Raw genomic sequence first — 26,583 nt, forward strand, 5'->3', positions numbered from 1 at the left:
GTCATCGCGCGGTGGCCAGGAGTTGGGTGGCTGCCAGCCGCGCGTACAGCCGGTCCTGGGTCGCCAGTTCCTCATGGGTACCCACCGAGCGGACCCGGCCGGATTCCATGACGACGATCCGGTCGGCGCCGGTCACCGTCGACAGGCGGTGGGCCACCACCAGCACGGTGGTCTCACGGGCCACCTCCGCTACGACGTCCCGCAGCGCGAGCTCGTTGACGGCGTCGAGCTGCGAGGTCGCCTCGTCCAGGAGCAGCAGCCGGGGCCCCCGCAGCAGGGCGCGGGCGATGGCGATGCGCTGCCGCTCGCCGCCCGACAGCTTCGAGCCGCGGTGTCCGACCGGGGTGTCCAGGCCGTGGGGCAGGCGCCCGACGAGGGTGTCGAGCTTCGTCCGGGCCAGGACGTCGCGGATGTCGTCGTCCGTCGCGCCGGGCGCGGCGAAGACCAGGTTCTCCCTGAGTGTGCCGGCCAGCACCGGGGCGTCCTGTTCCACGTACCCGATGGCGGACCGCAGCTCGGCCAGGGACCAGTCCCGCACGTCTTTTCCGTCGACCAGGATTCGGCCGCCGGTGGCCTCGTAGAACCGCTCGATGAGCGCGAACACCGTCGACTTGCCCGCGCCCGAGGGGCCGACGAAGGCCGTCATCCCGGTGCGCGGCACCTCGAAGCTCACCTGCCGATGGGTGTACGGCAGGTCCGGACGGTAGCGGAAGGACACGTCCTCAAAGCGGACCGACGCCGGACCCGACACCGTTGCCACCTGCCTGGGCAGGGTGCCCGTCCGGCGGCCGGTCGGCTCTGTCGACAGGTGTTCCACCTGCGCGATCCGGGAGATCGCGGCGGCCCCCTCCTGATAGCGGGACACGGCGTCGACCAGCCTGGACACCGGCTCGATCAGGTAGAAGAGGTACAGCAGGAAGGCGATGAGGGTGGACACGGGGATCTCCCCGGACGCAACCCGCGCCCCGCCGACCCCGAGCACCGCCAGGAACGCCAGCTGGACGGCGAGTTCGTCCGCCGAGCCCGCCACCGCCTCCCACTTCGCGCTCTTCACACCGTGCCGCCACGCCCGCCGCGCCGCCGCCTCCACCCGGGCGGTCTCCCGCTCCTCGGCACCGGACGCCTTCACAGTGCGGAACGCCCCGAGGGACCGCTCCAGCGCGACGGAGATCTCCCCGACCGCCTCCTGCGCCCGCTCGGTGGCGCCGGCGATGTGTGGCATCACCAGCGCGGCGGCCCCGCCGACCAGCACGACCACACCGAGCGTCACACCCAGCAGTACGACGTCCAGGAACGCCATCATCACGATCGCCGCCACGAAGGCCACCGCGCCGGTGGCCGCGGAGACGACCGCCTGGGTGCTGACCGCCCGCAGCAACGTCGTGTCCGAGGTGACCCGGGACATCAGATCACCCGGCGGGACCCGCTCCCACTCCGCGATCCGCAACCGCAGCAACCGCCCCACCAGGGTGCGCCGCGCGGCCAGGACCACCGACTCCGCCGTCCGCTCCAGCACGTACGCGCCGAACGCCTCGACCGCCGTGCCCAGGAGGACCAGGACGGTGAGCGCGATCAGTATTCCGGTGATGGTCTCACCGGAGGCGAGCCGGTCCACCAGTGTCTTCGTGGCCAGCGGCTGCAGCAGCCCCCCGGCGGCCCCGACGAGGGCGCACAGCAGGCCGAGGGCGACGGCCCACCGGTGCGGCCGGACGTACGCGTACAGCGCCTTGATCGTTTCTCGGGTGGACAGGGGAGTTTCATCCGTCGTCGGGGCGGATGCGGTGTTCACGACATTCCTTTCTTCTGAAGTGTGCCGGGCACCGCATCAGCGGTCCGGCGCACCAGGGCGTGAGCATGTGTCGGGTCAGTGGACGAGTCCGGCTGTGCTCCTGGCGAGGGTGTGCACCAGCGCTTCGGCTACCTCGGGGCGGACGACAACTCGCCTCTGCCAGGGGCGGCGTCACGGTCCGTCACGTCGGCCGGTGATCCGAGGACGTCCTCGCGCTCGGTTGCGTCGCGCACGGTGTGCCATGCCTCCAGCCTGGAAGCCCGTCCGCCCCGCGCCCATCCGGCAACCGTCGGGTCCACCCCCGCCGAGTGGCTGAAGAAGACAGCCGGCCGGTCGCACCGGACCGGCCGGGGACCGAGACTCCGCCGGTCGGCAGGGCGGTACCCGCCGATCGGCGGGGGACTCACCGAAGACCGCCGGATGGGCCGCCACCTGACGTCCACGCGAAGTTTTCCGTATGACACAGACACAGCCGCCGCAGGAGACATCAGCTCCGCAGGAGAACTCGCCTCCGCGTCCCCGAACCTCCCCCGAGTCCGCCGTGCCGACCTCGCCCGGTGCCTCGATGGGGCGCCTCGTCGGGGTGGACCTGGCCCGCGCGCTGGCGGTGTTCGGCATGTACGTCGTGCACATCGGCCCCCCGCTGTCGGCCACGGACGGCGTCGCCAGCTGGATCCGGTACCTGGCGGACGGGCACTCGTCGGTCCTGTTCGCCACCCTCGCCGGGTTCTCACTGATGCTGCTCGCCGGCCGCCGCGAGCCCAAGACCGGCCTGGCCGGTCGGCAGGCGAAAGCCCGGATCGCGATCCGCGCCGTCGTCCTACTGGCGCTGGGCACCGTGATGGCGATGGAATACGGGGGAGTGATCATCCTCGGCTTCTACGGGGTCTACTTCCTGCTGGCCCTGCCCCTGGTGCGACTGCGCGCCAGGACCCTCGCGATCATCGCGGCCGCGTTCGCCCTCGTCACACCGCAGCTGGCTTTCGCCCTGAGCTCGCTGCTGAGCGAGTCGGTCCAGCAGAGCATCAACGCCTATGACCCGCTGCGCCGCCTCAGCGAGGTGGGAGTGCTCGATCTGCTGCTCACCGGCTTCTACCCGGCGCTCACGTGGATGTCGTTCGTGATCGCGGGCATGGCGCTGGGCCGCCTCGACCTGTCCTCCGGCACTGTCCAGCGCCGCCTGGCCGCGCTCGGTGCCACTCTCACCGTTTCCGCATACGGCATGTCCTTGCTGCTCGCCGGAAAGGACGCGTTGCGGAGCACGGCCGAAGAAGGGTCGTCCGGCAGCTCGGGCTCACTGCCCCTCGACAGTGGATCGGTACCCCTCGACAGCGGGTCGTTCCCCGAGCGGCCGGCGTCGACGCTCCTGACGGCCGGGCCGCACAGCGGCACCACGTTCGACATCATCGGCAGCGTCGGTGTCGCGATCCTCGTGATCGTCGGGGCGACGGTGGCGATGGACCGCCTGCCGCGACTGCGCCGCCTGGCCAAACCGGTCATCGCCGTGGGCACCATGTCCCTGACCGCCTACGTCGGCCACTTCCTCGCACAGTCCGCGCTGTCCGTGCCCGCCGGGACCAGCACCCAGCAGTCCTGGGCGCCGCTACTCATGTTCATCCTCGGGGCGATCGGGTTCGCCGCGATCTGGTCCCGCTTTTTCCGCCGCGGCCCCCTGGAGTACCTGCTCAACGCCGCCACCAAGCCGGTGAAGCACATCAGATGAGACCCGACCGGGGTGGCCCACCCCCACGCTCCACCCCGGCCTGGAACCTGGATGTGCCCTGGCGGACCGGTTCACCAAAGGGCGCCCTGCTCTGCCGTCTTGCTGGCCTTTGGTGGGTTCATCGCCACTGACACCCGTGTCCTTGCCCGGCGGCAGGCTCGCTTTCGGCAGCAGCCCGTCCCCGACGGCCTTCCGCCTCCTCTTCGTCGACGAGACGGGCCGGGCCTACAGCCGCAGCCTCTTCAACATGGGCGCCTGGAAGCTCGCCCTGGCCGTCGCCGGCGTGATCCCTCCGCGCGAGCGCGGGGCGAGATACCTCCAGGCGGCCCCGGAGGACGGCATGCACGCCCTCCGGCACGCGTACGCCTCCGTGCTCCTGGACGCCGCGGAAAGCATCAGGGCGCCGTCCGAGTACCTCGGTCACTCGGACCCCGGCTTCACGCTGCGGACGTACACGCACCTTCTGCCGTCCAGCGAGACCCGCACGCGCAAGGCGATCGACGACGTCTTCGCCGAAGCCCCGGCAGCAGAGGGCCAGGGCACATCAGTGCCCCCGGAGAAACCCGTGTGCCCTCAATGTGCCCTGGCCGCCTGACGGCCCTCCTCGGGCACTAGCGAGGGCGGGGTCCGAAAACCCCGCCCGAACCCAGCGAAACCCAAGCTCAGGGCCACACCAGGCAATACGGCTGATGCCCCGCCTCGTGCAGCCGGTGCGAGAAGTCCTGCCACTCGTGCAGCAACTGGTACACGTTGAACGCGTCCCGCGGTCCGCCCCGGTCCGGCACCGTCGACCAGATGAAGGCCGCCGCGCCCACCGCTTCCTCGCCGATGTCCCTCAGCGGGTCCACGACGGTCATGGGGAGCTTCACGACCGCGTAGTCGGGGTGCAGGACGACCAGTTCGAGCGGTGGCACCTTGTGCAGCGGGACGCCCTCGATGCCCGTGAGGACCATCGCCGCCATGGTCTCCGGCTTGATCTTGGTGAACATGCCGTTCATGCCGAGCTCGTCGCCGCCGAGTTCCTCGGGGCGCATCGAGATCGGGACGCGGGCCGCGGTCGCGCCGTCTGGCGCGCCGAAGTACTTGTACGTCACCCCCACCCGACCACCATTCCTGCTCCCCGCCCGGAGGGGGTCCACCCGGCGGTCGATCCGATGATCGATCTCCCGGTCGAACCGCTCGGGCTCACTCGGTGCACCTTGTGCCTGACGTGCTTCGGTACTTTCTGCAGCTGCCTCCGCGTCGCGCCGGTGCCTTCCCCGCCGGGCACGTCGAGGACCCAGGTCATCAGTCCCCTCGCCCAGTCCGCCACCGCGATGCATATCTCCACCCGACTGCTTTTCTAGGACGCGTGGCCCCCGCCGCGCAACCCGATCATCGTGTCAGTGACCTCCCCCACGGCCGCCCGCCGAAACGTGCGTCGAAACACCTGTCCGCAGGATCTTCGCAGCCCCTCGGCACATGGTCGGTGTGAGCTGCGTCTACAGGGATCAGTTTCGCAGATGGCGGACGGGTGGTGGGGCGGCGGCAGCGCCCGGCCGTCCGGCCGGAAGGGTCGTGGCCCCGTCGGCGGGGAGCCGGCCCGGGTCGGCCGAAAGCCGCGCCGGAGTCAACCGTGGAGCCGCCGCCCAGGTCAGTGAAGGGGGGCGGTGGTGGCCCCGTCCTCGTCGGCGGGCCCTGGCCTACCCTGAGGATGTCACTGGCAACCGCAGTCCCAGAAGTCGGAGAAGGTCGGAGTAGTCGCAGGTCATGAGTGAAATGCCCTATTCATATGATGCGCCTGTCTCGCAGGCCCTGTTCGACCGTGCGGCCGCCGTCACGCCGGGTGGAGTGAACTCCCCGGTGCGCGCCTTCCGCGCCGTGGGCGGTACGCCCCGCTTCATGGTGTCCGGCAGCGGCCCGTACCTGACCGACGCCGACGGGCGGGAGTACGTCGACCTGGTCTGCTCCTGGGGGCCCATGATCCTCGGGCACGCGCACCCCGAGGTCCTCGCCGCCGTACAGGACGCCGTCGCCCGCGGTACCTCCTTCGGCACGCCGGGTGAGGGTGAGGTCGCGCTCGCCGAGGAGATGGTGGAGCGGATCGAGCCCCTGGAGCAGGTGCGGCTCGTGTCCAGCGGGACCGAGGCCACCATGTCCGCCATCCGGCTCGCCCGCGGCTTCACCCGGCGCACCAAAGTGATCAAGTTCGCGGGGTGCTACCACGGGCACGTGGACTCGCTGCTCGCCTCGGCGGGCTCCGGTGTGGCCACCTTCGCGCTGCCCGACACCCCCGGCGTCACCGGCGCCCAGGCGGGCGACACCATCGTCCTGCCCTACAACGACCTCGAGGCCGTGCAGGAGGCCTTCCACCGGCACCCCGGCGAGATCGCCTGCGTCATCACCGAGGCCTCGCCCGGGAACATGGGCGTGGTGCCTCCGCTGCCCGGGTTCAACCAGGGGCTCAAGGACGCCTGCGCGACCAACGGCGCCCTCTACATCTCCGACGAGGTCATGACCGGCTTCCGCACCAGCCGCGCCGGCTGGTACGGCATCGACGGGGTCAAGCCCGACCTGATGACCTTCGGAAAGGTGATGGGGGGTGGCTTCCCGGCGGCCGCCTTCGGCGGCCGGGCCGACGTCATGGCGCACCTCGCGCCCGCCGGGCCCGTCTACCAGGCCGGCACCCTCTCCGGGAACCCGGTCGCCACCGCCGCCGGGCTCGCCCAGCTCCGTCTCCTCGACGACGCCGCCTACGACAAGATCAACGCCGTGTCGGAGCAGATCCAGGCGCTGGTGTCGGAGGCGCTGTCCAAGGAGGGCGTCGCGCACACGCTGCAGAGCGCCTCCAACATGTTCTCCGTCTTCTTCACGGACCGCGCGGTGCGCAACTACGAGGACGCCAAGGCGCAGCAGTCCTTCCGCTTCACCGCGTTCTTCCACTCGCTGCTGGCGAACGGCGTCTACCTGCCGCCGTCCTCCTTCGAGTCCTGGTTCGTGTCCACGGCCCACGACGAGCGGGCCGTCCAGCGGATCGCCGACGCCCTTCCGGCGGCGGCCCGAGCGGCTGCGGAGGCCACGGCGGCATGAGCGGAAACGACAAGGACATCACCGTCGTGCACCTCATGCGGCACGGTGAGGTGGCCAACCCGGACGGCATCCTCTACGGCCGTCTCGCCGGCTACCACCTCTCCGAACTCGGCCGGCAGATGGCCGACCGGGTCGCCGAGCACCTGGCCTCCCGGGACGTCACCCACGTCTGCGCCTCCCCGCTGGAGCGGGCGCAGGAGACGGCCACCCCGATCGCCAAGGCGCACGGCCTGGACCTCGCCACCGACGCGCGGCTCATCGAGGCCGGCAACGTCTTCCAGGGGAAGACCTTCGGCGTCGGCGACGGCGCGCTGCGCCGGCCCCAGAACTGGCGCCACCTGTTCAACCCGTTCAGGCCGTCCTGGGGCGAGCCCTACGTCGACCAGGTCGTGCGGATGATGGGCGCGCTCGACTCCGCCAAGGACCGGGCGAGGGGGCACGAGGCCGTGCTCGTCAGCCATCAGCTCCCGATCTGGATCGTGCGGTCCTACGTCGAGCGGCGCCGGCTGTGGCACGACCCGCGCAGGCGGCAGTGCACGCTGGCCTCCCTGACGACGTTCACGTACCAGGGCGACACGATCGTCTCCGTCGGCTACAGCGAGCCCGCCATCGACCTGGTGCCGGTGCACCTGCGGGCCGGCGCCAAGCCGGTGCAGGGGAAGGGCAAGGCCTTCGGGGCCTGAGGTCCCGCGGGTGGCTCGATCCCTGCCGCTGTTACCGAATGCGCACATGGCGGCGGAACCTCCCCGTTCCCCGTGTCCTCTGAGTGGGTGACCACCAGGGACGCGACGAACGGGGATGCCATGCGCACGCTCACCCGAAGGGGAGCACTCGGACTCGGGGCCGGAGCCGCGGCCGCCGCCGGACTCGCGGGATGCGCCGACCTCTCCTCCTCGAAGGGGTCGAAGGGGACGCCGGGTTCCGGGAAGAACCGTTCCGCCAGTCCTCAGGGCAGCCCCACCGCCACCGCCCGCCCCCTCGGGGACGGCTCCACCGCCTTCACCGGCAAGCAGCCCCACCAGCCCGGCCGGCCCGAGCCGCTGGAGCCAGGCCAGGAGCCGCCGCAGTTCGTCGTCTTCTCCTGGGACGGGGCCGGCGAGGTCGGCAACGGCCTCTTCCCGCGCTTCCTGGACCTCGCCAAGGAGCACGGCGCGTCCATGACCTTCTTCCTCTCCGGCCTCTACCTCCTGCCCGAGTCGAAGAAGCGCCTCTACGACCCGCCGAACAACGCCCGCGGCGCCTCCGACATCGGCTACCTCACCGACGCGCACATCAGGGACACCCTGACGTACGTCCGCCGCGCCTGGCTCGAGGGCCACGAGATCGGCACCCACTTCAACGGGCACTTCTGCGGCGAGGGCCACGGCTCGGTCGCCCACTGGACCCCGAAGCAGTGGCGCAGCGAGATCGACCAGGCCAAGTCCTTCGTGAAGGAGTGGCGGACCAACACCGGCTGGACCGACCTGCCCGCCCTGCCCTTCGACTACGACAAGGAACTCGTCGGCGGCCGTACCCCCTGCCTCCTCGGCCAGGACAGGCTGCTGCCCACCGCCCGCTCGCTCGGCTGGCGCTACGACGCGTCCTCGCCCGGCGGGACACAGATCTGGCCGGAGAAGAAGCAGGGCATATGGGACCTGCCGTTGCAGCAGATACCTTTCCCCGGCCGTGGCTTCGAGGTCCTCTCCATGGACTACAACATGCTGGCCAACCAGTCGATCAACTCCACCAAGGCGCCCAGCCACAACTACCCGCGCTGGCGCGAGCAGTCCGCCCAGGCGTACATCCAGGGATTCAGGCGCGCCTACGAGACGAACCGCGCGCCCTTCTTCGTCGGCAACCACTTCGAGCAGTGGAACGGCGGCATCTACATGGACGCCGTCGAGGAGGCGTTCCGGCACATCGCGCGCGAGAAGGAGAAGGGCGCGGACGTCCGGCTGGTGTCCTTCCGGCAGTTCGTGGACTGGCTCGACGTCCAGAAGCCGGAGGTCCTCGCCAGGCTGCGGACGCTCGGTGTCGGGCAGCAGCCGGCCGGCGGCTGGAAGGAGTTCCTCAAGGACACCTCCTCGGCCTCCTCGTCGACCTCTTCCGCCGCCGCCTCCACGGCCCCCGGATCCGCCGCCTGAAATGCGGGTCTCCTCCCGCGAGGGGGGTGCGCAAGATCCCCAGAACGGGCATGCGAAACTTTTCACATGAGTGCCGCCAGCCGTGCCCCCCTGCGCCCGACCGCCTGGATCCGCTCGCGCCGCGCCGCCCTGACGACCGCCGGTGCCGCCGTCGCGGCACTGCTCGTGTCCGCGTGCACCTCCGGAGGCATCTCCGGCGGAGGCGGTGACACCAAGTTCGTCATGGGCACGGACGGCATCTCCACCGTCGAGAAGGGCGAGCGCGACGCGGCCCCCGACCTGTCCGGCAGGACCATCGACGACAAGCAGCTCGCGGTCTCCTCCTACAAGGGCAAGGTCGTCGTCCTGAACGTCTGGGGCTCCTGGTGCGCCCCGTGCCGGGCCGAGGCCGCCAACTTCCAGAAGGTCTACACGGACCTCAAGGACAAGGGCGTGCAGTTCGTCGGCATCAACGTCGCCGACCCCCAGGTCAGGAGCGCGCTCGCCTTCGAGAAGCAGTACGGCGTCACCTACCCCAGCCTGTACGACCCGAGCAGCAAGCTGATGCTCCGCTTCGAGAAGGGCACGCTCAACCCGCAGGCGATCCCCTCCACGCTCGTCCTCGACCGGGAGGGCAAAATCGCGGCCCGCTCCCTGGCCGCGCTCAGCGAGGAGAAGCTGCGCTCCATGATCGCCCCGGTTCTCGCGGAGAAGTGACGTGAGCGCAGTCACCACGCTCGCCGCGGAGGGCTACAACGGCACGGTGCTCAACGGCGCCCTGCTGGTCGCCCTGCCCGTCGCCCTGCTCGGCGGCCTCGTCTCCTTCTTCTCCCCGTGCGTCCTGCCGCTGGTCCCCGGCTACCTCTCCTACGTCACCGGCGTCACCGGCACCGACCTGGCCGAGGCCCGGCGCGGCCGCATGGTCGCGGGCGCCTCGCTGTTCGTGGCCGGGTTCACCGCCGTGTTCGTCTCCAGCGGGGCCCTGTTCGGCTACTTCGGGGCGACGCTCCAGGAGGAGCAGGGCGTCCTGTCGAAGGTGCTGGGCGTGCTCATGATCCTCATGGGCGTGTTCTTCATGGGCCTGATGCCCTGGATGACCCAGCGGGAGTTCCGCTTCCACCGGAGGCCCGTGTCCGGGCTGGTCGGCGCCCCCGTGCTCGGCGCGCTCTTCGGCATCGGCTGGACGCCCTGCATCGGCCCGACCCTGGCCTCCGTGCTGGCCCTGTCCTCGCAGCAGTCGAGCGCGGGGCGCGGCGCCGTACTGACCGTCGCCTACTGTCTCGGCCTCGGTGTGCCCTTCGTGCTCGCCGCGGTCGCCTTCCGCAAGGCGCTCGGCGCCTTCGGCTGGGTCAAGCGCCACTACGTCTGGGTGATGCGGGTCGGCGGCACGATGATGATCGTGACCGGTCTGCTGCTGCTGACCGGTGTCTGGGACAGCCTCGTACAGGACATGCAGTCCTGGTCCGCCGGATTCACTGTGGGGATCTGATCCATGAGCAAGACCACTACGACGGGTGGGCCCGACGCACCGGCCGGCGACACCACCCCGGCCACCGCCTCCGAGGACCGGGAACTCGGCGCGGCCGGCTCCCAGCTGTCCACCGCGCCCGTCGAGGGACCGCCCAACGTGCCCGCCCTCGGCGTCATCGGCTGGGCCCGCTGGTTCTGGCGGCAGCTGACGTCCATGCGGGTCGCCCTGCTGCTCCTGCTGCTGCTGGCGCTCGGCGCGATCCCCGGCTCGCTGATCCCGCAGTCCGGCCAGGACGTCACCAAGGTCGCCGACTTCGAGAAGAACCACCCCACCCTCGCGCCGATCTACGACAAGCTCGGCCTCTTCAACGTCTACGGCTCGGTGTGGTTCTCGGCGATCTACATCCTGCTGTTCGTCTCCCTCATCGGCTGCATCGTGCCCCGCACCTGGCAGTTCGTGGGCCAGCTGCGCGGCCGCCCGCCGGGCGCGCCCAGGCGGCTGACCCGGCTGCCCGCGTACACGACGTGGCGCACGGAGGCCGAGCCGGAGCAGGTGCGCGAGGCCGCGCTGGCCCTGCTGAAGAAGCGCCGCTTCCGCGCGCACCTCGCCGGTGACGCCGTCGCCGCGGAGAAGGGCTACCTGCGCGAGGTCGGCAACCTCGCCTTCCACGTCGCCCTCATCGTGATGCTGGTCGCCTTCGCCTGGGGCCAGCTCTTCAAGTCCGAGGGCAACAAGCTCCTCGTCGAGGGCAACGGTTTCTCCAACACCCTCATCTCCTACGACGACTTCAAGTCCGGGAACCTCTTCACCCCCGACGACCTGGCGCCGTTCAGCTTCACCCTGGACGACTTCACCGGCACCTACGAGGCCTCCGGCCCCAACAAGGGCACCCCGCGCACCTTCCAGTCCACGCTCACCTACAGCGTGGGCGCCTACGGCAAGGACCGGAAGACCGTCGTCAAGGTCAACCACCCGCTGGAGATCGGCGACTCCAAGGTCTACCTCAGCGCCCACGGCTACGCCCCCGTCGTCACCGTCCGGGACGGCAAGGGCGACGTCGTCTTCCACGACGCCGTCCCGCTGCTGCCGCTGGACGCCAACGTCACCTCCTCCGGCGTGATCAAGGTCCTCGACGGCTACAAGAACGCCAAGGGCGTCACCGAGCAGCTCGCCTTCCAGGCCTTCTTCCTGCCCAGCCACGCCGAGGGCAACGAACTGTCCTCCGCCTTCCCGGCGCTGCTGAACCCGGTGCTGAACCTGGAGCCGTACCACGGCGACACCGGCGTCAACTCCGGCATCCCGCAGAGCGTGTACCAGCTCGACAAGTCCCACATGAAGGAGTTCAAGGACTCCAAGGGCCTGCAGGTGCGGGAGAACCTCAAGCCCGGCGAGACGATGACGCTCCCGGACGGCGCCGGCTCGATCACCTACGAGGGCACCAAGGAGTGGGCGAACTTCCAGATCACCCAGCAGCCCGGCAGCGGCTGGGCGCTGGGCGGCGCGATCGCCGCGATCTTCGGTCTCGCCGCCTCGCTGTTCATCCATCGCCGCCGCGTGTGGGTGCGCGCCGTGAAGGGCGCCGACGGTGTGACGGTCGTCGAGATGGCCGGGCTCGGCCGCAGCGAGTCCGCCAAGGTGCCCGAGGAGCTCGGCGCCCTCGCCGAAGTCCTGTACGAGCGGGCTCCCGGGGCCCCCGGCCCCGACGACGACCCACCCCACGACGCCACCGACCCCGACCCCGAAGTCGTACCTGCCGAAGGGGCTGAGAAGTGACTCTCGCCGCCGCAACCGAGTTGGCCGCCGCGACCAACGAGAACCTCGCGAACATCAGCAACACGCTGATCTACTCCGCGATGGCCGTCTACACCCTGGCCTTCTTCGCGTACATCGCCGAATGGCTCTTCGGCAGCCGCAGCAAGGTCGGCCGTACCGCCGCCGCGCTCACCGCCACCTCGGAGGCCAGGGCCAAGGGTCCGGCCGTCACCGTGAAGAAAGCCGGCGGCACCGCCGTGCTGGAGCGCCCGAACGTCGTCGTGCGGGCCGCGGCCGGCGCGCGGGACGTGCCCGACGGGCCGGGCGCACACGGCGGGGACGAGCAGGGGGACCTCTACGGGCGTATCGCCATCTCCCTCACGGTGCTCGCCTTCCTGATCGAGTTCGGCGGTGTGCTCGCCCGCGCGCTCTCGGTGGAGCGGGCGCCGTGGGGCAACATGTACGAGTTCAACATCACCTTCTCCACGGTGGCCGTCGGCGTGTACCTCGCGCTGCTGGCGCTGAAGAAGAACGTGCGCTGGCTGGGGCTGTTCCTGACCACCACGGTCCTGCTGGACCTCGGTCTGGCCGTGACGGTCCTGTACACCGCCAGTGACCAGCTTGTTCCCGCCCTGCACTCGTACTGGCTGTACATCCACGTGTCCACCGCCATCTTCTGCGGCGCGGTGTTCTACGTCGGCGCGGTCTCCACGATCCTGTACCTCTTCAAGGACTCCTACGAGAACAAGCTGGCGACCGGCGGCCGGCCCGGCAGGTTCGCCGACTCGGTCCTGGACCGGCTGCCCTCCGCGGCCTCGCTCGACAAGTTCTCCTACCGGGTCAACGCGGCCGTCTTCCCGCTGTGGACCTTCACGATCATCGCGGGCGCGATCTGGGCCGGCGACGCGTGGGGCCGCTACTGGGGCTGGGACCCCAAGGAGACCTGGTCCTTCATCACCTGGGTCGCCTACGCCTGTTACCTGCACGCCCGGGCCACGGCCGGCTGGAAGGGCCGCAAGGCCGCCTACCTGGCGCTGGTCGCCTTCGGCTGCTGGCTGTTCAACTACTACGGCGTCAACATCTTCGTCTCCGGCAAGCACTCGTACGCCGACGTGGGACTCGGCGCACTGCGGTCCGTCGGCTTCTGACGTCCCGTCCGGCGAAGGCCGGTTCCTGTGACCCGGGTCACAGGAACCGGCCTTCGTCATGCGGACAGGTAGAGGGGCGTGGATACGACTCCGAGCACACACGGACCGCTGAGGAAACGCATCCGCGCGGGGGGCCACGACGCCTTCGGTGAGCTGTTCGACGCGTACGCGCGTTCCGTCTACAACTTCGTCCTCGTCGGCGACCTCGCCCGTGAGTCCCTGATACCGCCCGCGCAGGCCGCGGCCCTGTACCGCGCGGCCGCCGGGATCTCCGGCGTCTTCGTGATCGACGACGCGGTGGACGCGGCCGGCCGGCACGGAGTCGCGGTGGCCCGGATCGACGACGGCGAGCGCCACGAGCCGATCTTCGACAGGAAGACCAAGGAGTTCCTCGGCGAGCGCGAGGTCGCCGTCGCGGATCTGACCTCGGGCCCCGAGAAGGGCGACGTGACCGCCCGCACCGCGGTCCTGGAGCGGACGGTCGTCGACAAGCGGGGCGAGCGCCCCCAACGGGTGCGCGACCCCCTGCCGCGGGTACAGGCTGGTGTCATGACCGGTTCCATCGAACAGGGCACCAGCCAGACCCACGGGAACACGCGCATCCTGCACTTCCTGGTGCGGCTCCCGAGGTCCATGGAGACGGTCTGGCCCACGATCGCCACGGCGGAGGGGCTCGCGGCCTGGTTCGGTCCCGTCGACGTCCTCGAACCCCGGCTCGGCGGCGTGTTCGGCGTCCCCGGTCTGGGCGGCGGGCGGGTCACCGCGTGGGACGTGGACCGGGTCGCCGAGTACACGCTGGAAGGCGGCCGGATGCGCTTCCACCTGGAACGCGGCGGGGACGACGCCAGCGTGCTGCGCTTCACCCACGAGTTCCAGGGGGAGGGCGAGAGCGAGGCCGGCTGGCGCACCAGGTTCGAACGGTTGATCGAGAACCTTGAGGGCTCCGCAGACGGGCCCTAGGACGGCGGCAGACACTCCTTCCCCGGCGGCTTCCCCTCCGGCCACGCGAGCCGCACGAAACGGGAGCCGCCGTCCGCGTGCAGTTCCACGATCGGTACGGCCTTGTCGTACGGGTTGCCGTGCACGTCCAGGCAGATCCAGCCGCTCGCCCCGTACACCCGCAGCGAGCCCTTGACCTGCGGCCACTGCAGCCCGACGTCCGCGAGGGGCGGCGCGGTCCCACCGTCGGGCGTGGCCTCGCGGATGCCGTGGATCGCCAGCCGCAGGGCGTCGTACGCGATGATCAGCTGGCCGTCCTCCAGCGCCGTGTCGCCGATCGGGCCGACCGGCTCGCGCGTGCTGCGCGCCAGCAGGTCGGTCAGCGCCCGCGCGTCCTTCGCCGACCCGCCCTCGCCCGTGGTGTCCCTCGCCCAGGCGTCCGGGTGGGCGAGCGCCGTGTAGCGCACGGAGAGGTTGTGCGTCAGGGCGGTGCGGTCCAGCTTCTTGTCGCCGGTCAGGTACGAGCCCTCGTCGCCCGTCAGCAGCGTGAACCTCCGGTCCTGGCAGCCGCGGGTGCCCAGCGCGTTGATGAACTGCCGCAACTGCGTGTGGCGGCCCGCGAACAGGATCGTGTCCGTCTGCGGCGAGGTGTCGCACACCAGGTGCGTGATCTGCCGGAAGGTGTTCGCGGTCGTGCCCTCCCGGGTGCGGTCGGCCGGCGGCGTGAACGGCTGCGGCTCGTACGGCGACCCCTTGATCAGCGCCGCGAACGACGTCTGCAGCGTCCGCGTGTACGGGTCGCCCGGCTTGTCGTACACCAGCAGCGCCCGCCCCGCGCTCACCTTCGCGAACGAGGCCAGGGCACGGGCCTCGTCCGTGTTGGTGGGGGAGACCCGGGCCAGCCCCGGGAAGGGGTCCTTGCCGCCCTGGCCGTTGGCGAGGTCGTCGGCCGTGATGGACGCGCCGACCACCGGGATGCCCCGCCGGGTCAGCTCCGCCACGGCCTTCTTGTTGTTGTCGGTGCTCATCCCCACCCCGGCGACCGCGCGCAGCCGGTCGGGGCCCTTCGTCATCCGCTCCAGCTGCTCCACCAGCGGCTCCCAGTGGTCGCCGGTCGCGCCGGGGTTGGCGAGCACCAGCCGGATGGCCGGGGCCTGCCCGTTGGAGCTGTGGTTGGCCTGCCACTGCGCCAGATAGGCGCCCTGCACCTCGTGCAGGATGTCGCTGAGCGTGGAGGGCGTGGTGGCGGTGTACGGCAGCATCAGCGCCACCGTCACGTAACTGCCCGCCTCCAGCCGGTCGTTCTCCCGGTCGATCGCCCGCACCGCCTGCCGCAGCCGCGGCCGCCCGAAGTCGTACGCCGTGGACGTCACCCCCACGCACTCGTCGCTGCCCTCGGGCTTCGACACCCCGGGCGCACACGAGCGGTCCTCCCGGGTGACCGCCCGCACCGCGAGGAACAGCCCGGCGACGAGGGCCGCCGTCACCAGCAGGGCGACGTACCGGTAGAGGCGGATCTCCCAGACCTCCCGCAGCCACCGCACCAGCGGGTGTCTCGCCCCCGCGTCACCGCCACCGCTCGTCATCGCGCCTCCCCGTCGTCGTCTCCGTCGTCGGCCGGTGTGCGCAGGGGACGCCCGGCGAGCGCGTCCCGGGGCCAGGCCCGCGAGGCCGCGAACAGCAGCGCGCCCCCGGCCGGCCGAAGGTCGGACAGTTGCAGCAGCTCGAACCGGAGCCGGTCGCACACCCGCGGGTCGGGCAGCACCAGCGGATCGGTGACCTGCCACACCGCGTGCAGCAGCCGCCGTGTCCGCAGGTGCAGGGAGGCGTCCGCGCCCTCCGGCGGGGTGTGCGCGGCGTCCGTGCGGCCCAGGGCGATCGCCGCCCGGCGGTCGTCGTGGCCCGCGTCGCGGCCCGCGTCGTCGTGCGCGTGGAAGTAGGGCGCCGACGCCAGGAAGCACAGCGTGTCCAGCCACGTCCGGGTGGGGAGCGTGGACGGGGTGTCCCGCAGGTGGGCGACGGCCTCGGCCGTGTCGCCGAGGGCGAGCCGGTGGTGGAGCCGGTAGCGGACCCGGCCGGGGTCCGCGGTGCCGTCGTCGTAGTGCCGGATCAGCGTCTCGTGCACCTCCCGCCAGCCCCTGTGGTCGGGGTCGCGGTGGTGCAGGCGGAGCAGCAGCAGCGTGCGGACGAACGGGTCGCCGACGAAGTGCCCCGGCACGGACGGCAGCCCCTCCTCGGCGAGCCGCGTCCGCAGCGACCGTACGCCCGAGGCGCCGAAGTCGTCCGGGAGGTGGGCGGCGGCGAGGGCGACGGCGGAGTCGTGGTCGTGGGCGGCGGCCAGCACCGTCAGCTCCTCCAGCCGGTCGGCCGGGACGAGACGCGCCAGCAGTTCGGCGTAGGCCGGGCGGCCGTGGGCCTGCCCCTCCTGCGGCCTGATCTCCGACGTGAGCAGCCGGCCCAGGGACCCGGCCGCGCCCGGGTGCTGCCGGGCCGCGGTGGCGAGCAGGACGATGCCCAGCGGGTTCCCGCCGGTCAGCCGGTGCGTGGCGTGCGGGAACCGGGGCGGCACCTCGGTGTCGTCGCAGACGGCGCCGACCATGTGCAGGGTGTCGTCCGGGGACAGCGGCGGCAGCGGCACCAGCAGCGCCCGCGAGGACGGCGAACTCCCCGGCTCCCACTCGGTGCTCCGGGCCACGTCCGACAGCTCCCGCCGGACCGCGTCCGACAGCGCCGGATGCTCCGTCCCGCGGACGCCGGCCACGCACACCACCTGGTCGGCGGCCCCCTCCGCCCGGTCCCGCAGCACCGCGTCCAGCAGACCCGGACCCGGCCCGCTCCGGGCGTTGTCCAGCAGCACCAGCGGCCGTCCCAGCCGGCGCAGGTGCGAACCGAGGCCCGCGTACGCCTCCCCGACGTCGGCGAGCAGCGCCCGCACGAGCCGGCGCTCGGCGTGCTCGCGCGAGGTGCCGCCGGCCCGGAAGTTGCCCGCGAGGAGCAGCAGCCCGCGCTTGGCGTTGCCGCCCGCGTTCGGGTAGGTGCGGTACCACTGGGACGGCTTCTGCTCCCGGTGGTGGGTGAACCCCTCCGACAGGGCATCGAGGGTGGCCTCGACGGCCGCCGCCACGTAGGGGCCCTGCCCGCTCGCCGCTCCGATGATCTGCGTCGTCACCTTGGCCGCCCACCGCCCGGCCATGCCGAACCGTGAACCGCGTTCGTTCAGCAGCAGGATCCGCACCAGTTCCCGCCGGATGCGCTCCGAGTCCGACCGGCCGCTCCAGTCGCTGGCCCGCACGGCCACCAGGCCCGCCGTCAGCCGCGGGAAGGTGAGCTGTCCGGCCGCCTTCACCGGCTCGGACAACTGCTCGGCGAGCACCAGCAGCGCCTGCCACACCGGCGACCAGGACTCCGGGTTCTCCTCGTGCGGCGGCCGCGCGAACTGCTCGTCCTCGCAGTCGATCAGCGCGACGGGGGTCCGCTTGCGGGTCTCGCCCCTCCGGGTCCGCTCGGTGTAGGCCTGCCACATCTCGGCCAGCACCGCGCTCTTGCCCAGCCCCCGGCCGCCCGCCAGCACCAGGACCGGCACCTCGTCCGGATGCTCGGGCTTCACGGCGAAGTGCTCGTACGGGCGCAGACCCACGAGCCGCGGCACCAGACCGGCCGGCTCGACGTCGAACAGTGCCCCTCGCCCGTACAACCGTCTGTGCACCGCACCTCCCCCGTGGCCGGTCCCCAACGCCAGGGTAAAGAGAGGGAGTTGATGTGTGCCAGATCGCGTGGTGTCCGTTGGGTCACGAAAGAGGGGCCGGGGTGCGGTCCGGGCGGGTGTCACTCACCGATGTCCTCGTTCCACAGGTCCGGGTTCTTCTCGATGAAGTCGCGCATCATCGCGACGCAGCCGGGGTCGTCCAGCAGGACGATCTCCACGCCGTGCTCGGCGAGCCAGTCGTGCCCGCCGTGGAAGGTGGCGGCCTCGCCGACGACCACCCGCGAGATGCCGAACTGGCGGACCAGGCCGGAGCAGTACCAGCACGGCGAGAGGGTGGTCACCATCGTCGTGCCGCGGTACGACCGCTGCCGGCCCGCCGCGCGGAAGGCCGCCGTCTCCGCGTGCGTCGAGGGGTCGTCGTCCTGGACGCGCCGGTTGTGGCCGCGGCCCAGGAGGGTGCCGTCGGGGCCGTACAGAGCGGCGCCGATCGGGATGCCGCCCTCGGCGAGGCCGGCACGGGCCTCCTCGACGGCGGTGGCGAGCCAGGCGCGTGCCGTCGCCCGGTCCATGAGGTTCTCCTCCACGGGGTCCATGCCTTCACTCTGGCCGAAACACGGGGACGACGTGCGGAAACCGGACCCCGCGGGCCGGCACCGCGCGTGCGGACGTGCCCCGGGAAGTGCCGGCGAGCGGGTCGAGTAACCTGTGCCGATCGCCGCCGCTCGGGCGGCAGTTGGGCCCGGGTGCGTGGGAGGAACGGTCATGGTTGCTGCTCCGGTGCTGGAGGAACTGCGGGAGGTCTGCCAGCCGCAGGCGAAGCTGGCGAGCCGTAACGGTGAGCACTGGGCGGGCCGGCTGTACATGCGGCGGATCTCGCTGCGGTTCACCCGGCAGCTCGTGCGCACGCCGGTCACCCCGGACCAGCTGACCTGGACGATGGTGGTGTGCGGGATCCTCTCCGGCGCCGCACTGCTCGTCCCCGGCCTGACCGGCGCGGTCCTGGCCGCCCTCTTCATGCAGCTGTTCCTCCTCTTCGATTGCGTCGACGGCGAGGTCGCCCGCTGGAAGGGGCAGAACAGCGCGACCGGCATCTACGTCGACCGCCTCGGCGCCTACCTGGCGGACGCGGCCCTGATGATCGGCTTCGGCTTCCGGGCCGCCGAGTCCGGCCTCGGCGGCTGGGCGGGCTTCAACGGCTGGGTCTCCCTGGGCCTCGCGACCGCGCTCGGTGTCGTGCTGCTGAAGGCCTCCACCGACCTGGTGGACGTGGCCCGGGCCCGGCGCGGGCTGGCCGTCGCCGACGACGAGGCCGCCGCGCCGCGCTCCCAGGGCGTCGCCTCGGTCCGCCGGCTCGCCGCCGCCTTCAAGGTCCACCGACTGACCAACGGCATCGAGGCGTCCCTGCTCCTGCTGGTGGTGGCGGTCGCGGACACGGCCACCGGCGGCATCGAGCCGACCCGCTGGGCCCTGGCGGCCGTCGCCGCGATCACCTGGCTGATGGTCCCGGCCCACCTGCTGTCGATCCTGTCGTCGTCGCGGCTGCGCTGAGACGGTCCTCCCGGGGGCAGCCGTGGAGTGCCCCCGCCCCTCGGCGACCCCACCCCTGGGCAGGTGGCGCGGCGGGAGCGCCGCTACCCGCCCGGCATCCCCATGATCGCCTGCACGGCCTGGGCCACCGGCCGGCCGACCGCTCCGACGGTCGCGGCGATTCCCGCGGCCGCCATCCACACCCCGCCGGGTTCGACCTGCTCATGGGTGCCGGGTACGCCCGCCTGGCGTCCTCCGTGGAGGCGCTGGACCCGGTGCTGCCGCGCGAACTGGGCGGCCTTTACGTCCTTGTTCCACGAACTGCTGGGACGCCGGCAGCTGGACCACCCGGCCGACGACGAACTCGACCCGGACACGCTGCGCCAACTGGCGGCCTGTCGCGACCTCATGCGCGGCGGTCCGGCAGCTGCCGCTGGGCGTGGCCTTCGTGATGATCACCTGCCGGCGGCAGATCCACGGCTTGACGTGCAGGGCGGTCTACGGGCATTTCGCGACCGTCGTCGACGACTGCGTGCCCCTGTTCAACAGGATGCTCGACGAACTCCTCGGCCTCCTCGGCCTGCGCCGCGCCCCCGGTCAGGGCTGACGGTCTGCCACGGGGCGGGCAGAGGTGGCAGGAGGTCAGCGGCTCCGTCGTGCCGCGGCGCGGGTGAAGCGAGGGCGGCGGCCACCTTCCCGATGCGGCCGGCAGCCGCAGCCCCGTGTCAGGGCTCGTCCCGCTTGGGGTCGTCGTCCTTGTTCCCGTCCTCGTCCAGGGACTTCAGGAACTCGGGGTTGTCGTCGGGCGCGACCCACTGCCGGGACCGGCCGCCGCCGCGGACGCCGGACCAGCCCTCGGCCGCCGGGCTGCGCCGCTTGCCCGCGATCAGCCAGGAGATCGAGCCGACGAGGGGGAACAGCAGCACGAGGATCGCCCACAGCGGCTTGGGCATGTGGCGGATCTCATCGTCCTTCGTGCTGATGCAGTCGATGAACGCGTACACGCTCAGCGCCAGCGGCACGAGGAACATCAGCACCCGGAGCATGGGGCCTCTCCAGCGAAGTGGTCGTCGGGGCCACTGGCACGGCCCCAGGTACTGGGCCAGGGTAGCCCCTCGGGGATACTTGACCCCATGGCTTACGACGATCTTCGTTCCCTGCTCAGGGCACTGGAACGCGAAGGCGACCTCAAGCGCGTCAAGGCGGAGGTCGATCCGTATCTGGAGGTCGGGGAGATCGTCGACCGGGTCCAGAAGTCCGGCGGTCCGGCGCTGCTCTTCGAGAACGTGAAGGGCTCCGCCATGCCCCTCGCGATGAACGTCTTCGGCACCGACCGCCGCCTGCTGAAGGCGCTCGGGCTGAAGTCGTACGCGGAGATCACCGAAAAGATCGGCGGACTGCTGAGGCCCGAGCTGCCGCACGGCTTCGTGGGCGTGCGGGAGGCCTTCGGGAAGCTCGGCGCGATGACGCACGTCCCGCCGAAGAAGGTGAAGGACGCCCCCGTGCAGGAGGTCGTCCTGCACGGCGACGAGGTGGACCTGGAGCGGCTGCCGGCGCTGTTCACCTGGCCGCAGGACGGCGGCTCCTTCTTCAACCTGGGCCTGACCCACACCAAGGACCCGGAGAGCGGGATCCGCAACCTCGGCCTGTACCGCCTCCAGCGCCACGACAAGCGCACGATCGGCATGCACTGGCAGATTCACAAGGACAGCCGGAACCACTACCAGGTGGCCGCGCGGCGCGGCGAACGCCTCCCCGTGGCGATCGCCTTCGGCTGCCCGCCCGCCGTGACCTACGCCTCCACCGCGCCCCTGCCCGGGGACATCGACGAGTACCTGTTCGCCGGGTTCATCGCGGGCAAGCGGATCGAGATGGTCGACTGCAAGACGGTGCCGCTCCAGGTGCCGGCGCAGGCGGAGGTCGTCCTGGAGGGCTGGCTGGAGCCGGGGGAGATGCTCCCGGAGGGCCCCTTCGGCGACCACACCGGCTTCTACACCCCGCAGGAGCCGTTCCCGGCGCTGAGGATCGACTGCGTGACGATGCGGAAGCGGCCGCTGCTCCAGTCGATCGTCGTCGGCCGCCCCCCGACGGAGGACGGCCCCCTCGGCCGCGCGACGGAACGCTTCTTCCTCCCCCTCCTGAAGATCATCGTCCCGGACATCGTGGACTACCACCTGCCGGAGGCCGGCGGGTTCCACAACTGCGCGATCGTCTCGATCGACAAGAAGTACCCCAAGCACGCGCAGAAGGTGATGCACGCCGTCTGGGGCGCCCACATGATGTCGCTGACCAAGCTGATCGTCGTCGTCGACTCCGACTGCGACGTCCACGACCTGCACGAGGTCGCCTGGCGCGCACTCGGCAACACGGACTACGCCCGCGACCTGACGGTCGTCGAAGGCCCCGTCGACCACCTCGACCACGCCTCCTACCAGCAGTTCTGGGGCGGCAAGGCGGGCATCGACGCGACGAAGAAGTGGCCCGAGGAGGGCTACACCCGCGACGGCGGCTGGCCGGACATGGTGCTGTCCGACCCGGAGACGGCGGCGAAGGTCGACCGCCGGTGGAAGGAGTACGGGCTGTGACGTCGGCATCCGCCGCGATCCCCCAGCCGGGACGCACGAAGGCCTTCCTGCGCCTGGTGATGATCGAGCACTCGGTCTTCGCCCTGCCCTTCGCCTACATCGCCGCCCTCACGGCGATGTTCCAGCTCGACCGGAACGTCCACTGGGGGCGGCTGCTCCTGGTCACCGTCTGCATGGTGGGCCTGCGCACCTTCGCCATGGCGGTCAACCGGATCATCGACCGCGAGATCGACGCGAGGAACCCGCGCACGGCCCACCGCGAGCTGGTGACGGGCGCGATGTCGGTGAAGCACGCCTGGACCGGCGCCCTGATCGCGCTGGTGGTGTTCCTGGGCGCGGCGGCCCTGCTGAACCCGCTGTGCCTGGCGCTCGCCCCCGTCGCCGTGATCCCGATGGTCGTCTACCCCTACGGCAAACGGTTCACGAACTTCCCGCAGGCCATCCTGGGCCTGGCCCAGGCGATGGGCCCGGTCGGCGGCTGGCTGGCGATCACCGGCGAGTGGTCCTGGGACGCGGTGATACTGGGTCTGGCCGTGGGCGTCTGGATCGGCGGCTTCGACCTCATCTACGCCTGCCAGGACGTCGAGACCGACCGCGAGACCGGCGTCAAGTCGGTCCCGGCCCGCTTCGGCATCCCGGCGGCGATCCGGAGCGCCCGCGTCTGCCACGCGATCACCACGGCCCTCCTGGTCTGGTACGCGCTGGCCACCGGCGCGGGCGCCTTCTTCTGGCTGGGCCTGGTGATAGTGGGGGGCGCGTTCGTCTACGAGCACACCATCGTCCGCCCGCACGACCTGTCCCGCCTGAACAGGGCGTTCTTCAGCGTCAACGGGTTCATCGGCATCGCCCTGTTCGTGTGCGCGCTGCTGGATCTTGTGGTGCGGGGTCTGACCGCCTGAGTACGGTCGGCCTACCATCGAGGGCAGGACCCCAGGGAGGCCACCGTGACCGTGTCGGACCTTGACCGCCTGCACTCGCAGCTCAGCCGGTTCGAGGACATGTTCCCCGGCTATCGGATGGAGATTGTCGAGGGCAACATCATGATGAGTCCGGTCAAGCCGCACCATGCCAAGACCATCCGCCTGGTCTGGAACGACCTCGAGGCCCAGGTGGGCGCGGAGTGGGACTTCGCCAGTGATGTCGCGTTCCCCTTCGACGAGGACAACGAGTTCTGCCCCGATCTGGCCGTCATCCCTGCGTCGGAGGCGGCGAAGAACGAAAGCGCGTATTCTCCCGACCTCGTCGAACTGGTCGTGGAAGTCGTCTCCCAGGGCAGCATCCGCCGCGACTACGAGGTCAAACCCCGCTGGTACGCCTCCCGAGGGATCGCCAACTACCTGGTCTTCGACCCCCTCCAGGGCCACGTCGTGACCATGTGGAACCCCGGCCCAGACGGCTACCGGGGCCGCGACACACTCCCGTACGGTCCGGAGCTGACCGTCGACTCCCCGCTGGGCAAGCTCGCCATCCCCACCGCTCATCTCCCCGTGGATCCGAAGGCCCCCCACCGGTCCTGAAGACCTTCCCGCCCACCGGTACGCTCAAGGTGTGAACGCAGGAGAAACGCAGCGCGTGCCTTGGATCGTGGGGGTGTCCGGGGCGTCCGGTACGCCCTATGCCGCCGCTGTCCTGCGGGCGCTGCTCGCGGGGGGCGAGAGCGTCGACCTCGTGGTCAGCCGGGCCTCGCGGCTCACGCTGATCGACGAGACGGGGATCTCCTTCCGTGACGCGCACTGGCAGGACGACCTGCGGGAATGGCTCGCGCGGGGGGCCGACGGCAAGCCGGACGCGTTCGACGTGGACCTGGCCGGCGTGCGGTACTGGGGTGCGGGGGACCTGGCCGCGGGGCCGTCCTCGGGGTCGTACCCGGCGAAGGGGATGCTCATCGTCCCGGCCTCCACGGCCTGCGTCGCGGGCGTCGCCCTCGGGCTCTCCAAGGACCTCCTCCAGCGGGCGGCGAGCGTGACGCTCAAGGAGCGCCGGCCGCTGGTCGTCGCCGTGCGGGAGACCCCGCTGAACGGTCAGACGCTGCGCCACCTCCTCGCCCTGGACGACGCGGGCGCCAGTGTCGTCCCCGCCTCCCCTGCCTTCTACGCGGGTGCCACCCACATCCAGGACCTGGTCGACTTCGTCGCCGGGCGGGTCCTCGACGCGGCGGGTGTCGCGCACGGCCTCTACCGCCGGTGGGAGGGCGAACTCGGCGGCGGCAGCGGAACCCGTACGCCGTGAGCGCCATCTGAGGAAGTCGCAGTACCCCTCATCACTTCAGGAACTCATTCGGAAGGCTCGATCGCATGGACGCGGTGGACAGGCAGCTCATCCAGGCCCTGAGGGAGAACGGCCGGGCCTCCTACGCGGAGCTGGGACGCCTCGTCGGCCTGTCGGGACCCAGCGTCACCGACCGCATCAACCGGCTGGAGGCGGCCGGTGTCATCACCGGCTACCGCGCCACGGTGAACGCCGCCTCGCTCGGCCTCGGCGTCACCGCCCTCATCGGCATCTCGCTCTCCGACGCCGCCGACCACGAGGACGTGGCGGCCCGGCTGAAGGACTTCAACGAGATCGAGGACTGCTGGTTCATCGCCGGCGACGACTCCTTCATGCTCAAGGTCCGGGCCAACGACGTCGACGGCCTGGAGAGGATCATCCGCAGGCTGTCCGGCACCAAGGGCGTCTCCCGGACCCGGACGACGATCGTGCTCTCCACGAAGTGGGAGAACCGGGTGGGTGACCTTCCCGAGGAGGTCTGAGGGCCTGGGCGTACGGTTTACGGAGTCTGTCTACGAGAGGGATGACCATGGACGTCGGGCTCAAGCGCGAGCTGGAGGAGAAGGTCCGCTCCGGTGAGCGGCTGACCCGTGAGGACGGCATCGCGCTGTACGAGTCGGACGACCTGGCGTGGCTGGGCGGCCTCGCCCACGAGGTGCGCACCCGGCTCAACGGCGATGTCGTGCACTTCAACGTCAACCGCCACCTCAACATGACGAACGTGTGCACGGCGTCCTGCGCCTACTGCTCGTTCCAGCGCAAGCCGGGCGAGAAGGACGCCTACACGATGCGCATTGAGGAGGCGGTGAAGCTCGCCAAGGCGATGGAGTCGGAGAACCTCACCGAGCTGCACATCGTCAACGGGCTGCACCCCAACCTGCCGTGGCGCTACTACCCGCGCTCGCTGCGGGAACTGAAGGCCGCCCTGCCGAACGTGTCCCTCAAGGCCTTCACGGCCACCGAGATCCACCACTTCGAGACCATCTCCGGACTGTCCGCCTCCGAGATCCTCGACGAGCTGATCGACGCCGGTCTGGAGTCGCTGACCGGCGGCGGCGCCGAGATCTTCGACTGGGAGGTCCGGCAGCACATCGTGGACCACCGCACCCACTGGGAGGACTGGTCCCGCATCCACCGCCTGGCGCACGAGAAGGGGCTCAAGACCCCCTGCACCATGCTCTACGGGCACATCGAGGAGCCGCGGCACCGCGTCGACCACGTGCTGCGCCTGCGCGAGCTGCAGGACGAGACCGGCGGTTTCCAGGTCTTCATCCCGCTGCGCTACCAGCACGACTTCGTGGACATGAAGGACGGGAAGATCCGCAACAGGCTCCAGGCGCGGACGCAGATGGCGACCGGAGCCGAGGCGCTGAAGACCTTCGCCGTCTCCCGGCTCCTCTTCGACAACGTGCCCCACGTCAAGGTCTTCTGGGTCATGCACGGCGTCCAGACCGCCCAGCTCGCCCTCCAGCACGGCGCGGACGACATGGACGGCTCGGTCGTCGAGTACAAGATCACGCACGACGCCGACAACTACGGCACGCCGAACAAGCTGACCCGCGAGGACCTGCTGGACCTCATCCGCGACGCCGGCTTCCGCCCGGTGGAGCGCAACACGCGGTACGAGATCATCCGCGAGTACGACGGCCCGGACCCCGCCCGGCGCGAGTCCCCGCAGCCGATGCGCGTGTGACGTGAACGGGGGGTGACCGGACCCGCCCGAGGGGCACGGGGCACTGCGCGACCAGCCACGCACGACCCGCAGTCGGCCACGGGTCCGCAGGTCTCCGTCGTTCGCCGCCGGGGACGAGGGGTACTCGGCGGTGATGAGTCCCAGGACGACCGCCCCCGAGGACCAGTACACCGCGGAACCATTCGTCCCCGACGGTGCGGATCTCGCCGCCCTCCGCGAAGCCGCCGCAGGCTGCCGCGGCTGCCCGCTGCACCGGGACGCCACGCAGACCGTGTTCGGCGCGGGGGCGGCCGATGCCAGGGTGATGCTCGTCGGCGAGCAACCCGGCGACCAGGAGGACCGCCAGGGCAGGCCCTTCGTCGGCCCCGCGGGGAAGCTGCTGGACCGGGCGCTCGCGGAGGCCGGCATCGACCCGGGCGAGGTCTATGTCACCAACGCGGTCAAGCACTTCAAGTTCACCCAGGCCGAGCCGCGCAAGCGCCGGATCCACAAGTCGCCCAGCCTGCGGGAGACGGCCGCGTGCGGGCCGTGGCTGGCCGCCGAGCTGGCGGTGGTGGAGCCCGAGCTGATCGTGGTGCTGGGGGCGACGGCGGGGAAGGCGCTGCTGGGTTCGTCGTTCAAGGTCGGCGAGGTGCGCGGGACGGTACTGGAGAGGGAGATCCACGGCCGCCCCGAGCGGCTGGTGCCGACCGTGCACCCGTCGTCGGTGCTGCGCTCCGACGACCGCGAGGCCGCGTACCGGGGCCTGGTCGCCGACCTGGAGGTGGCGGCCCGCGCACTGTCGTGAGAAACACGATGATCGCAGGATTCG

General features: G+C 71.1%; 25 protein-coding genes and 1 pseudogene. 19 read left to right on the top strand and 7 right to left on the bottom strand.

The features are described 5' to 3' along the window. Position 1: 1 nt before the first annotated feature. The gene (locus ACIHAR_RS28435; protein ID WP_400022490.1) at positions 2–1,789 is read right to left on the bottom strand and encodes an ABC transporter ATP-binding protein; all 1,788 of its coding nucleotides are present in this window, start codon (positions 1,787–1,789) and stop codon (positions 2–4) included. 457 nt (positions 1,790–2,246) lie between these two features. Here ACIHAR_RS28435 and ACIHAR_RS28440 point away from each other — a divergent pair, with 457 nt between their 5' ends. After that, positions 2,247–3,512, top strand: a complete 1,266-nt coding sequence (locus tag ACIHAR_RS28440; protein WP_400022491.1) for a DUF418 domain-containing protein — start codon at positions 2,247–2,249, stop codon at positions 3,510–3,512. 124 nt (positions 3,513–3,636) lie between these two features. Further along, a pseudogene (locus ACIHAR_RS28445) lies at positions 3,637–4,107 on the top strand (site-specific integrase); the annotation flags it as partial. Between the two features lie 67 nt (positions 4,108–4,174). Here the strand turns inward: ACIHAR_RS28445 and ACIHAR_RS28450 are convergent. Continuing rightward, the gene (locus ACIHAR_RS28450) at positions 4,175–4,834 is read right to left on the bottom strand and encodes a hypothetical protein (protein WP_365460655.1); all 660 of its coding nucleotides are present in this window, start codon (positions 4,832–4,834) and stop codon (positions 4,175–4,177) included. A gap of 427 nt (positions 4,835–5,261) precedes the next feature. Here ACIHAR_RS28450 and hemL point away from each other — a divergent pair, with 427 nt between their 5' ends. From hemL to ACIHAR_RS28490, 8 genes are all read left to right on the top strand, one after another. Then, positions 5,262–6,581, top strand: coding sequence for a glutamate-1-semialdehyde 2,1-aminomutase (gene hemL, locus ACIHAR_RS28455; RefSeq protein WP_365460657.1), 1,320 nt, complete (start codon positions 5,262–5,264; stop codon positions 6,579–6,581). Then, positions 6,578–7,264, top strand: a complete 687-nt coding sequence (locus ACIHAR_RS28460) for a histidine phosphatase family protein (RefSeq protein ID WP_365460659.1) — start codon at positions 6,578–6,580, stop codon at positions 7,262–7,264. Before hemL ends, ACIHAR_RS28460 begins: the two co-directional genes overlap by 4 nt. Positions 7,265–7,384: 120 nt before the next feature. Next, a complete protein-coding gene (locus tag ACIHAR_RS28465) occupies positions 7,385–8,704 on the top strand; it encodes a hypothetical protein (RefSeq protein ID WP_365460915.1) in 1,320 nt (439 codons plus the stop codon). A gap of 66 nt (positions 8,705–8,770) precedes the next feature. Beyond that, entirely contained in the window at positions 8,771–9,400 is a 630-nt protein-coding gene (locus ACIHAR_RS28470; RefSeq protein ID WP_365460661.1) for a TlpA disulfide reductase family protein, read from the top strand. Between the two features lies 1 nt (position 9,401). Next, complete coding sequence (locus ACIHAR_RS28475; RefSeq protein ID WP_365460663.1) at positions 9,402–10,172, top strand: cytochrome c biogenesis protein CcdA; 771 nt, start codon at positions 9,402–9,404, stop codon at positions 10,170–10,172. Between the two features lie 3 nt (positions 10,173–10,175). Beyond that, positions 10,176–11,927 (top strand): cytochrome c biogenesis protein ResB, encoded by a 1,752-nt coding sequence (locus tag ACIHAR_RS28480; protein WP_365460665.1) that lies wholly within the window; start codon positions 10,176–10,178, stop codon positions 11,925–11,927. Then, entirely contained in the window at positions 11,924–13,054 is a 1,131-nt protein-coding gene (gene ccsB / locus ACIHAR_RS28485; protein ID WP_365460667.1) for a c-type cytochrome biogenesis protein CcsB, read from the top strand. Before ACIHAR_RS28480 ends, ccsB begins: the two co-directional genes overlap by 4 nt. A 78-nt stretch (positions 13,055–13,132) precedes the next feature. Then, positions 13,133–14,014, top strand: coding sequence for a hypothetical protein (locus tag ACIHAR_RS28490; RefSeq protein WP_400022492.1), 882 nt, complete (start codon positions 13,133–13,135; stop codon positions 14,012–14,014). Here the strand turns inward: ACIHAR_RS28490 and ACIHAR_RS28495 are convergent. The 3 genes from ACIHAR_RS28495 to ACIHAR_RS28505 all read right to left on the bottom strand — a co-directional run bounded on the left by ACIHAR_RS28495 (position 14,011) and on the right by ACIHAR_RS28505 (position 18,268). Beyond that, positions 14,011–15,579, bottom strand: a complete 1,569-nt coding sequence (locus tag ACIHAR_RS28495) for a hypothetical protein (protein WP_365460671.1) — start codon at positions 15,577–15,579, stop codon at positions 14,011–14,013. The two genes, ACIHAR_RS28490 and ACIHAR_RS28495, sit on opposite strands and share 4 nt — an antisense overlap. Continuing rightward, positions 15,576–17,699: a hypothetical protein gene (locus ACIHAR_RS28500; protein ID WP_400022493.1), complete on the bottom strand. Its 2,124-nt coding sequence runs from the start codon at positions 17,697–17,699 to the stop codon at positions 15,576–15,578. Before ACIHAR_RS28500 ends, ACIHAR_RS28495 begins: the two co-directional genes overlap by 4 nt. A gap of 119 nt (positions 17,700–17,818) precedes the next feature. Beyond that, positions 17,819–18,268, bottom strand: coding sequence for a nucleoside deaminase (locus tag ACIHAR_RS28505; protein WP_400022529.1), 450 nt, complete (start codon positions 18,266–18,268; stop codon positions 17,819–17,821). A 193-nt stretch (positions 18,269–18,461) separates the two neighbouring features. Between ACIHAR_RS28505 and ACIHAR_RS28510 the strand changes: the two genes are divergently transcribed. Further along, positions 18,462–19,247 carry a CDP-alcohol phosphatidyltransferase family protein gene (locus ACIHAR_RS28510; RefSeq protein ID WP_365460674.1) on the top strand — a complete coding sequence of 262 codons (786 nt, stop codon included), beginning with the start codon at positions 18,462–18,464 and terminating at the stop codon, positions 19,245–19,247. A gap of 83 nt (positions 19,248–19,330) precedes the next feature. Here ACIHAR_RS28510 and ACIHAR_RS28515 read toward each other — a convergent pair whose 3' ends face one another. Next, the gene (locus ACIHAR_RS28515) at positions 19,331–19,636 is read right to left on the bottom strand and encodes a hypothetical protein (RefSeq protein WP_400022494.1); all 306 of its coding nucleotides are present in this window, start codon (positions 19,634–19,636) and stop codon (positions 19,331–19,333) included. Positions 19,637–19,665: 29 nt separating this feature from the next. Here ACIHAR_RS28515 and ACIHAR_RS28520 point away from each other — a divergent pair, with 29 nt between their 5' ends. Continuing rightward, entirely contained in the window at positions 19,666–19,833 is a 168-nt protein-coding gene (locus ACIHAR_RS28520) for a hypothetical protein (protein WP_400022495.1), read from the top strand. Between the two features lie 118 nt (positions 19,834–19,951). On the opposite strand, the gene ACIHAR_RS28525 is transcribed toward ACIHAR_RS28520, so the two are convergent. Further along, positions 19,952–20,272 carry a PLD nuclease N-terminal domain-containing protein gene (locus tag ACIHAR_RS28525; protein ID WP_365460678.1) on the bottom strand — a complete coding sequence of 107 codons (321 nt, stop codon included), beginning with the start codon at positions 20,270–20,272 and terminating at the stop codon, positions 19,952–19,954. An 87-nt stretch (positions 20,273–20,359) separates the two neighbouring features. Here ACIHAR_RS28525 and ACIHAR_RS28530 point away from each other — a divergent pair, with 87 nt between their 5' ends. The 7 genes from ACIHAR_RS28530 to ACIHAR_RS28560 all read left to right on the top strand — a co-directional run bounded on the left by ACIHAR_RS28530 (position 20,360) and on the right by ACIHAR_RS28560 (position 26,559). Then, positions 20,360–21,811 carry a menaquinone biosynthesis decarboxylase gene (locus tag ACIHAR_RS28530; protein WP_365460680.1) on the top strand — a complete coding sequence of 484 codons (1,452 nt, stop codon included), beginning with the start codon at positions 20,360–20,362 and terminating at the stop codon, positions 21,809–21,811. Next, on the top strand, positions 21,808–22,710 hold the full coding sequence (mqnP, locus tag ACIHAR_RS28535; RefSeq protein WP_400022496.1) for a menaquinone biosynthesis prenyltransferase MqnP: 903 nt from the start codon (positions 21,808–21,810) through the stop codon (positions 22,708–22,710). Before ACIHAR_RS28530 ends, mqnP begins: the two co-directional genes overlap by 4 nt. A 45-nt stretch (positions 22,711–22,755) precedes the next feature. Next, the gene (locus ACIHAR_RS28540; RefSeq protein WP_400022497.1) at positions 22,756–23,328 is read left to right on the top strand and encodes a Uma2 family endonuclease; all 573 of its coding nucleotides are present in this window, start codon (positions 22,756–22,758) and stop codon (positions 23,326–23,328) included. Positions 23,329–23,383: 55 nt separating this feature from the next. Beyond that, positions 23,384–24,040: a UbiX family flavin prenyltransferase gene (locus tag ACIHAR_RS28545; protein ID WP_388748973.1), complete on the top strand. Its 657-nt coding sequence runs from the start codon at positions 23,384–23,386 to the stop codon at positions 24,038–24,040. 65 nt (positions 24,041–24,105) lie between these two features. Then, positions 24,106–24,561 carry an Lrp/AsnC family transcriptional regulator gene (locus ACIHAR_RS28550; protein ID WP_365460688.1) on the top strand — a complete coding sequence of 152 codons (456 nt, stop codon included), beginning with the start codon at positions 24,106–24,108 and terminating at the stop codon, positions 24,559–24,561. A 47-nt stretch (positions 24,562–24,608) separates the two neighbouring features. Beyond that, on the top strand, positions 24,609–25,772 hold the full coding sequence (gene mqnE / locus ACIHAR_RS28555; RefSeq protein WP_365460690.1) for an aminofutalosine synthase MqnE: 1,164 nt from the start codon (positions 24,609–24,611) through the stop codon (positions 25,770–25,772). Between the two features lie 133 nt (positions 25,773–25,905). Next, on the top strand, positions 25,906–26,559 hold the full coding sequence (locus ACIHAR_RS28560) for a UdgX family uracil-DNA binding protein (RefSeq protein WP_365460692.1): 654 nt from the start codon (positions 25,906–25,908) through the stop codon (positions 26,557–26,559). Positions 26,560–26,583 lie beyond the last annotated feature (24 nt).

The sequence above is a fragment of the Streptomyces sp. NPDC052016 genome (genome assembly GCF_044548445.1).
Classification (GTDB): Bacteria; Actinomycetota; Actinomycetes; order Streptomycetales; family Streptomycetaceae; genus Streptomyces.

Bases quoted from the DNA above. Each gene is read 5' to 3' on its own strand.
- ACIHAR_RS28440 (WP_400022491.1), top strand. From the start codon at position 2,247: ATGACACAGACACAGCCGCCGCAGGAGACATCAGCTCCGCAGGAGAAC.
- ACIHAR_RS28450 (WP_365460655.1), bottom strand. From the start codon at position 4,834: ATGCATCGCGGTGGCGGACTGGGCGAGGGGACTGATGACCTGGGTCCT.
- hemL (WP_365460657.1), top strand. From the start codon at position 5,262: ATGAGTGAAATGCCCTATTCATATGATGCGCCTGTCTCGCAGGCCCTG.
- ACIHAR_RS28460 (WP_365460659.1), top strand. From the start codon at position 6,578: ATGAGCGGAAACGACAAGGACATCACCGTCGTGCACCTCATGCGGCAC.
- ACIHAR_RS28465 (WP_365460915.1), top strand. From the start codon at position 7,385: ATGCGCACGCTCACCCGAAGGGGAGCACTCGGACTCGGGGCCGGAGCC.
- ACIHAR_RS28470 (WP_365460661.1), top strand. From the start codon at position 8,771: ATGAGTGCCGCCAGCCGTGCCCCCCTGCGCCCGACCGCCTGGATCCGC.
- ACIHAR_RS28480 (WP_365460665.1), top strand. From the start codon at position 10,176: ATGAGCAAGACCACTACGACGGGTGGGCCCGACGCACCGGCCGGCGAC.
- ACIHAR_RS28495 (WP_365460671.1), bottom strand. From the start codon at position 15,579: ATGACGAGCGGTGGCGGTGACGCGGGGGCGAGACACCCGCTGGTGCGG.
- ACIHAR_RS28505 (WP_400022529.1), bottom strand. From the start codon at position 18,268: ATGGACCGGGCGACGGCACGCGCCTGGCTCGCCACCGCCGTCGAGGAG.
- ACIHAR_RS28510 (WP_365460674.1), top strand. From the start codon at position 18,462: ATGGTTGCTGCTCCGGTGCTGGAGGAACTGCGGGAGGTCTGCCAGCCG.
- ACIHAR_RS28515 (WP_400022494.1), bottom strand. From the start codon at position 19,636: ATGAGGTCGCGACAGGCCGCCAGTTGGCGCAGCGTGTCCGGGTCGAGT.
- ACIHAR_RS28525 (WP_365460678.1), bottom strand. From the start codon at position 20,272: ATGCTCCGGGTGCTGATGTTCCTCGTGCCGCTGGCGCTGAGCGTGTAC.
- ACIHAR_RS28530 (WP_365460680.1), top strand. From the start codon at position 20,360: ATGGCTTACGACGATCTTCGTTCCCTGCTCAGGGCACTGGAACGCGAA.
- ACIHAR_RS28550 (WP_365460688.1), top strand. From the start codon at position 24,106: ATGGACGCGGTGGACAGGCAGCTCATCCAGGCCCTGAGGGAGAACGGC.
- mqnE (WP_365460690.1), top strand. From the start codon at position 24,609: ATGGACGTCGGGCTCAAGCGCGAGCTGGAGGAGAAGGTCCGCTCCGGT.
- ACIHAR_RS28560 (WP_365460692.1), top strand. From the start codon at position 25,906: ATGAGTCCCAGGACGACCGCCCCCGAGGACCAGTACACCGCGGAACCA.